This is a genomic window from Microbacterium hydrocarbonoxydans, from assembly GCF_011752045.1.
GTDB lineage: Bacteria > Actinomycetota > Actinomycetes > Actinomycetales > Microbacteriaceae > Microbacterium.
Map to the genome: position 1 here is coordinate 1 of NZ_JAAKXW010000007.1, position 6354 is coordinate 6354.

5 protein-coding genes are annotated in these 6354 nt (G+C 70.3%); 2 read left to right on the forward strand and 3 right to left on the reverse strand.

The window, feature by feature from the left end:
- Window positions 1–397: 397 nt before the first annotated feature.
- A complete protein-coding gene (locus G6G98_RS16990; RefSeq protein ID WP_166706153.1) occupies window positions 398–571 on the reverse strand; it encodes a hypothetical protein in 174 nt (57 codons plus the stop codon).
- A 114-nt stretch (window positions 572–685) separates the two neighbouring features.
- Between G6G98_RS16990 and G6G98_RS16995 the strand changes: the two genes are divergently transcribed.
- The gene (locus tag G6G98_RS16995) at window positions 686–1816 is read left to right on the forward strand and encodes a DUF4192 family protein (RefSeq protein WP_164234894.1); all 1131 of its coding nucleotides are present in this window, start codon (window positions 686–688) and stop codon (window positions 1814–1816) included.
- Here the strand turns inward: G6G98_RS16995 and lysS are convergent.
- The gene (lysS, locus tag G6G98_RS17000) at window positions 1809–3335 is read right to left on the reverse strand and encodes a lysine--tRNA ligase (protein ID WP_164234895.1); all 1527 of its coding nucleotides are present in this window, start codon (window positions 3333–3335) and stop codon (window positions 1809–1811) included. The two genes, G6G98_RS16995 and lysS, sit on opposite strands and share 8 nt — an antisense overlap.
- Window positions 3336–3415: 80 nt before the next feature.
- Here lysS and G6G98_RS17005 point away from each other — a divergent pair, with 80 nt between their 5' ends.
- Window positions 3416–5305: a DUF2207 domain-containing protein gene (locus tag G6G98_RS17005; protein ID WP_164234896.1), complete on the forward strand. Its 1890-nt coding sequence runs from the start codon at window positions 3416–3418 to the stop codon at window positions 5303–5305.
- Between the two features lie 235 nt (window positions 5306–5540).
- Here G6G98_RS17005 and G6G98_RS17010 read toward each other — a convergent pair whose 3' ends face one another.
- Window positions 5541–6245 carry a DUF2520 domain-containing protein gene (locus G6G98_RS17010; RefSeq protein WP_164234897.1) on the reverse strand — a complete coding sequence of 235 codons (705 nt, stop codon included), beginning with the start codon at window positions 6243–6245 and terminating at the stop codon, window positions 5541–5543.
- Window positions 6246–6354: the final 109 nt, after the last annotated feature.

Below are 6354 nucleotides of genomic sequence, written 5' to 3' on the forward strand. Positions count from 1 at the left end.
CTCAAGGATCGGATGCTCCCACGACCCAGCCATCACAACCAGGCCCGCAGGGCAACTTCTCTATCTTACCCGCGCCATTCCGGCTGTCAAATCGACACGCCGTGAGGCTCGGGACCAGATCTGCTGCTCGGCGCTCAAGGCGCCGAGGCAACTTCACTAGCTTATCCGTTTCCGTCTTGCTGTCAAATCGACGCTTTCGGGAAGTGGAAGCTCCACGTCAGACAGAAGTGTGTCCGCGATCCGCTCCGAGGAGCTGATCTTGGTGGAGGTGGTTCTCCGCTTGAGGGGGGTAAGGCTCTCGGCCTCTCCGCTTCCCTGTGGGGCGAACAGGTAATAACTTACGTGGATTCCGGGACCTCGGCAAATCAGTGCCGACTCTCGGGCGTGTCGCGCTTCTTCAGGTGCGAGGAGGCAGGCCTCGGGCCGCACGCTCCTCGGCCTCGATCTTCGCGTGCGCCTTGCGCTCGGTGCGATCGAACCGGAGGATGCCGCGGATCACGAAGAAGAACACGGCGCTCACGCCGATGGTCGGCAGGATGGACCATGCTGCGGCGAGCCAGAAGTTCTCCATGCCTCCATGGTAAGCGCGGCCCACTGCTTCTCCACATCTGCGGATTCGGCCGGATCCGGTCCGCACGCCTGTGGAGTTCGCCCATCGACGGCACGCTCCTCGCACACTCTCGGCATGACCACTGTTCTCAGAGCCTCCGACTCCGCCGAGTTCCTCCGCATCGTGCCCTCCCTCGCCGGGTTCACCCCGACGCGGAGCATCGTCCTCCTGCCGTTCAGCGGCAAGCGCACCTATGGCGCTATGCGCCTCGATCTGCCCGATGCCGAGATCGAGCTCGAGGAGTACGCCGACGCTGCCGTCGGTCTCGTCTCCCGGGTGGAGGGCACGGATGCCGTCGCCCTGGTCCTCTACTGCGACGACCCGCCGATGCCGACCCGCGACGGCCTGGTCCTCCCCTTCGGGGTCGAAGTGGACGAGCTGCTGGGCTGCGCTGAGGACGCGGGTCTGCGTATCGTCGACGCTCTCTGCGTCACGCCCGGCGGCTGGGCGAGCTACCTGCTGGAGGAACCTGAGCTTCAGCCGCTCGCTGAGATCGGGGGCGCACCGGAGGTGCCTGGCATCGGGGATGTCTCCGGTGACCAGCTGGCCGGCACCGAGCTCCCTGCTGCTGACCTCGCGGAGCGGGAGCGGGTGGGGCGAGCGCTCCTCGACCTGGACGATCTGCTCGACCGCGATGCCCAGGGACGCCTGACCGGCCGGGAGAACCCGCAGGCCATCGCCGCCCTCGTCATGCTCGATGACATCCCCGCGTTCTTCGAGTCGGTGCTCGAGCGACCTCAGGACCTGCCGGCGTTCGCGACCGCTGCGCTGCTCTGGTGCTTTGATCGGCCGCTCTTCCGGGACGTCGCGCTCACCCAGTGGGCGTCCGACCTCGCCGGCGGCATCCGAGCGCTCGACGCGCAGCTCGCGTTCTCGGAGAACGGCACGACGATCCCCGATGAGGTCGGATCTGTGTTCCTCGGCCAGGGCCCCGCCCCTGACCCTGATCGGCTGCGCCTCGCCCTGGCGGTGGTGAGACTCGCCGCTTCCCGCGCACCGCGTCCGTCACGACGAGGGCCGCTCACGGCTGCGGCCTGGCTGTCCTGGGCGCTCGGCCGGTCCACGCATGCCGGGCATTATCTCGAGCTCGTGCGCGAGATCGACCCGGAGTACGGACTCGCGGCGCTCCTCGAGACCATGATCGGCGCTGCAGCGCTTCCGGAGTGGGCGTTCCGGCGCGGAGCGGCGGGCGGAGCGTCTACTTGACCAGCGGGAAGAGGATCGTCTCGCGGATGCCGAGGCCGGTGATCGCCATCAGGAGACGGTCGATTCCCATGCCCATGCCGCCCGACGGCGGCATGCCGTGCTCGAGCGCGCGCAGGAACTCCTCATCGATCCGCATCGCCTCGAGGTCGCCCTTCGCCGCGAGCTTGGCCTGCTCGACGAAGCGGTCGCGCTGGATCACCGGGTCGACGAGCTCGGAGTATCCGGTCGCGAGCTCGAAGCCGCGGACGTACAGGTCCCACTTCTCCACGACGCCGTCGATCGAGCGGTGCTCGCGCACGAGCGGCGAGGTGTCGACAGGGAAGTCCATCACGAACGTGGGGCGCACGAGGTCGCCCTTCACGAAGTGCTCCCACAGCTCCTCCACGAGCTTGCCGTGGGTCGGGTGCGGCGGAAGGTCGACGCCGTTGGCCTCGGCGAAGGCGATGAGATCCTCGACGGAGTCCTGCGGGGTGACCGCGCGGCCGGACGCAGCCGACAGCGACTCGTACATCGAGATCCGGTCCCACTCGCCGCCGAGGTCGTACTCGGTGCCGTCGGCCCAGGTGACCGTGGTGGAGCCTGCGACCGCGATCGCCGCCTGCTGCACGAGCTCCTGGGTGAGCGCGGCCATCTGGTTGTAGTCGCCGTAGGCCTGGTACGCCTCGAGCATCGCGAACTCCGGGCTGTGCGTGGAGTCCGCGCCCTCGTTGCGGAAGTTGCGGTTGATCTCGAACACCCGCTCGATGCCGCCGACGACGGCGCGCTTCAGATACAGCTCCGGTGCGATGCGCAGGTACAGCTCGGTGTCGAAGGCGTTGGAGTGCGTGATGAACGGGCGGGCGGATGCGCCGCCGTGCTGCACCTGCAGCATCGGCGTCTCCACCTCGAGGTAGTCGTGGCTGCCGAAGGTGGCGCGCAGGCTCGCGTTGACGGCGGCGCGCGCACGCACGGTGGTGCGGGCCTGCTCGCGGACGATGAGGTCGAGGTAGCGGCTGCGGACGCGACCCTCCTCGCTGAGCTCGGCATAGGCGTTCGGAAGCGGGAGGATCGCCTTCGACGCGATCGCCCAGTCGTCGGCCATGATCGACAGCTCGCCGCGCCGGCTCGAGATCACCTCGCCGTGCACGAAGACGTGGTCGCCCAGGTCGACGTACTCCTTCCAGTCGGCGAGCGACTCCTCGCCGACGTTCGCGAGGGAGATCATCGCCTGGATGCGCGAGCCGTCGCCGGCCTGCAGCGTGGCGAAGCAGAGCTTGCCCGTGTTGCGGCTGAACACCACACGTCCGGCGACGCCGACCACGACGCCGGTCTCGGCGCCGGCCTCGAGTTCGCCGTACTCGGCGCGCAGCGCGGGAATCGTGTGCGTGACCGGGACGCCGACCGGGAACGCGCCGCCACCGGCATCCGCCCGCTTCGCGATGAGACGCTCGCGCTTGGCGAGACGCACGGCCTTCTGCTCGTGGACGTCCTCTTCGGTGGCGTCGGGGGTCGGCTCGGGCGCGGCGGACGCGTCAGTCATTAGGGGGCTCCTTGAAAGTCCCAGCCAGTTTACCGGCGCGAGCTCACGCCCCCTGCGCTCCCGCTCGATACTCTCTGTCCATGGCCGCCACCCGCCTCCTCCATGCCATCGCCGCCGTCGCCCTCGCGGCTGTCGCCCTCCTCGTCCCGGCGACCGCGGCGGCCGCGGACCCGGCGAGCGCGGCGACCACGTCTGTCGCATCGAACGCGAAGAGCGCGAAGGACGCGGACGCCGTCGCAGCGGCATCCGTCCGGTCCGATGTGAACGACTTCTCGTACGCCTCGTGGGATGCACGATTCGAGGTCGGCCTGGACGACGAGGGACGCGCGCGGATGCACGTCACGGAGACGCTCGCCGCGCGGTTCCCCGACTTCGATCAGAACCGCGGGATCGTCCGCGGTCTGCCCACGACCTACGAGAACGCGAGCCTCGAGCTGGAGGTGACCTCGGTCACCGATGGCAACGGCGCGCCGGTGCCCTACGAGATCGAGGAGGACGACGGCATCCTGTACGTCCTCACCGGCGACGACGATTTCGTCCGCGGCCTCACCACGTACGTCATCGAGTACGAGACGCGCGACGTCATCCTGAGCCGCGACGACGGCCGCGCGGATGAGTTCTACTGGGACCTGCTCCCGCTCGACAGCACCCAGGCGATCGAGGCGTTCCAGGCGGAGATCCTCTTCGACGGGAAGATGAGCGACCGGCTCAGCGGCAGCACCTCCTGCTACGTCGGCTACTACGGCGTCTCGACCCGCTGCGAGCTCACGCAGCGCAGCGAAGACGGCCGCAGCATGTTCGCGGTCTCTGCGGAGGGGCTCGACGCCGGCGAAGGCGTGACCGTCGCCATCGGCTTCGAGCCGGGCACCGTCACGCAGGCGCCGGCCAGGCAGCCGAACCCGGTCACCGACACCGTCCCGGCCCTCGCCGCGGCAGGTGGCGTGCTCCTGTCGCTCGGCAGCTGGGTCGCCCTCCTGCTGTTCCGGCGCTCGAGACGTCGAGCGACGGGCATCATCGTCGCGCAGTACGAAGTCCCCGATGACATGCCCCCGCTGCTCGCCGCGGCGATCGTCCCGGGAGCGGAGAACGTGATCCCCGCCGAGATCGTGCATCTCGCCGTCCGCGGGACCCTGCGGATCGAAGAAGGCTCTCAGCCCGAGCAGCCGCGGCTGCGTCGCCTGCCGGGCACGCCGATCCCCGATCAGCTCGACGTCGAGGCTCTCGACGCGCTGTTCGCCGGGAAGAAGCGCAAAGACGTCGTGACCCTCCCTCGCGCGAGCGAGACGTTCGCCGGCCGGATGAGCGCGCTCGAGAAGCGCGGCAAGGACGCGGCGACGGCCAGGGGGCTCACGACCACCGCGCGCAGCCGGGCCGCCGTCGTCGTGCAGTGGATGGCGATCGCCGTGGTCGCGGTCGGGTTCGTCCTCGCGCTGTGGGGCGTGATCAGCGGCCGCGTGACGGCCGTCCCCGCGATGGTCGCGATCTCTGTGGCTGTGGTCCTGGTGCTGCTCTCGGGCCTGGTCACCTTCATCAAGCACACCGTGGCGAGCGCCGAGGGCGCACGCGCCTATGAGCACCTCATGGGCGTACACGAGTTCATCCGCGTGGCCGAGGCGGATCGTCTGCGGATGCTGCAGTCGTACTCGGGAGCCGAGCGCCGGAAGGACGGCACGGCCGACGTCATCGTCCTGTACGAGCGCCTGCTGCCGTACGCGATGCTGTTCGGGATGGAGAAGCAGTGGGGCAAGGTGCTCGAGGCCGCGTACGAGCAGGAGCAGCACGGCGCCTCGTGGATCGGGGACCCCTCGGCTCCGTTCGCGCGCTCCCAGCTCACCGCTTTCGCTGCCTCGACGCACGCCGCCGCGACGTACTCGGCGCCGACCACCGGCAGCTCGTCGAGTTCAGGCGGATCCTTCGGCGGCGGGTTCTCCGGCGGAGGCGGAGGCGGCGGTTTCTCCGGCGGGCGGTGAACGCGATGCACGCCGTCACCGCGAGGTGACTCTCTCGTGCCTTTCATACGCGAGGTGCGCCTCATCGTCGCCTCTCGCACGGAAGACGACGACAACGCGCACCTCGAACGGATGCTCTCGCACACGGGCCACGCGAGGTGCGCCTTGCGGCCACGCCGCGTCGGGGAGACCGGCAAGAACGCGCACCTCGAGGCGGGCGGAGGTCGCCGGCACAGGCGTCCCGGGCGCGGTCAGCTCAGAGCAGCGGCGATGGATCGGATGCTTCGCGCAGCGCGCGCTCGACCGTGGACTGGACGAGCGCGGAGAGGTAGCCCCCGGGGTTCTCCACGCCGATGTCGCGGAGCCGCGCCGTGGACTGGCCGATGATCGACCGGGAGAACGCGGTCACCGCCTCGATCGCATCGGCGTAGGCCGCCCGGTCGCCCTCCGCGACGACCACCGGCTCGCACCCCATCTCCACCGCGAGCGCCTGCGCGATGGGCAGGACGGGTGGCGGCGCGGTGACCGCTGCGTACCCGGCCTGCAGCTGACGCAGGTCCATGGACGTCCCGGTGAACGTGATCGCCGGATGCACGGCGAGCGGGATGGCCCCGCGCTCCGCCGCCGGCCGCAGCACCTCGACGCCGTAGGCCGGGTCGGTGTGCAGCACGAGCTGTCCGAGCTGCCAGCCGCCCAGCTCGGCGATGCCTGCCACGAGCTCGGGGAGCTGGTCGTGCGGCACCGCGAGGATCACGAGCTCGCTCCGCCGGACGACGTCGAGCGGATCCAGCACGGGCACGTCGGGCAGCACCGCGGATGCGCGCTCGTCGTCGGATCCGCTCGTGATCCCGACGACGGCGTGGCCTGCGCCGGCGAGCGCGGCGCCGATGACGGGGCCGACCCGGCCGGCGCCGATCACGCCGACGCCGAGACGACCGTCGCGGCGCAGCGGATCACTCATGCGACGGCACCTGCGGCGGCACGGCGGGCGGGGCCGGCGGCGGCACGGCGGGCGGGGCCGGTGGCACGACCGGCGGAGCGGGCGGCACGGCCGGCGCTGCGGGCGGGGC

Coding starts and splice junctions, on each gene's coding strand:
- G6G98_RS16990 (WP_166706153.1), bottom strand. CDS start 571: ATGGAGAACTTCTGGCTCGCCGCAGCATGGTCCATCCTGCCGACCATC.
- G6G98_RS16995 (WP_164234894.1), top strand. CDS start 686: ATGACCACTGTTCTCAGAGCCTCCGACTCCGCCGAGTTCCTCCGCATC.
- lysS (WP_164234895.1), bottom strand. CDS start 3,335: ATGACTGACGCGTCCGCCGCGCCCGAGCCGACCCCCGACGCCACCGAA.
- G6G98_RS17005 (WP_164234896.1), top strand. CDS start 3,416: ATGGCCGCCACCCGCCTCCTCCATGCCATCGCCGCCGTCGCCCTCGCG.
- G6G98_RS17010 (WP_164234897.1), bottom strand. CDS start 6,245: ATGAGTGATCCGCTGCGCCGCGACGGTCGTCTCGGCGTCGGCGTGATC.